The sequence below is a fragment of the Vibrio sp. S234-5 genome, from assembly GCF_000960595.1.
Taxonomy (GTDB): domain Bacteria; phylum Pseudomonadota; class Gammaproteobacteria; order Enterobacterales; family Vibrionaceae; genus Vibrio.
Genome location: NZ_JZAM01000262.1, coordinates 1 through 511, shown reverse-complemented (window position 1 = coordinate 511; position 511 = coordinate 1). Strand labels below are relative to the sequence as shown.

Sequence of the window (511 nt, the reverse complement as noted above, 5' to 3'; positions counted from 1 at the left end):
ATTAGCCCCTCGAAATTAGCCAACGACTGCACATTCGAGATAGTGCGGGTTAGACATTGGAGAAATTGAACTGCTTCAACGGTTTGAAAATACCATCGGTTTACTGTGGCTTATCGGTTGCTTGATCATTGCCACATCTTTTGACTCGATTCTTTTCACTTCCAAAGGCGGCGCATCTTCAGTGACCATTAAGCCTAAGTTCTCATCTTCTAAGATCAACATATACCCTTCTTTAGGGATCGTTTTAATCTCACACATGACGCCTTCCAACATTTGTAAGGATTTGCGCAAGTTTGAAATCGCCTTTGTAAGTGACGTTTCACTCACTAACACTTTTCCCCAGACTTTGTCCTGAATGTCTTCTTTGGAAATGACCACATTAGCATTCTCACACAATAGTTTTAGAATCGCTGACTCACGTCCACCCAAGCTAATAATTTGCTCAGGGCTGATTACTTCTCGTTTTAGTGTGTCGAAGATAACTTGGTTACCTAACAAGTAGTTTCTTAAC

The 511-nt window shown here is 41.1% G+C and carries 1 pseudogene; it reads right to left on the bottom strand.

What is annotated here, in order from left to right:
- Window positions 1-105: 105 nt before the first annotated feature.
- Window positions 106-511: pseudogene (locus tag UF06_RS15990) on the bottom strand (winged helix-turn-helix domain-containing protein); the annotation flags it as partial.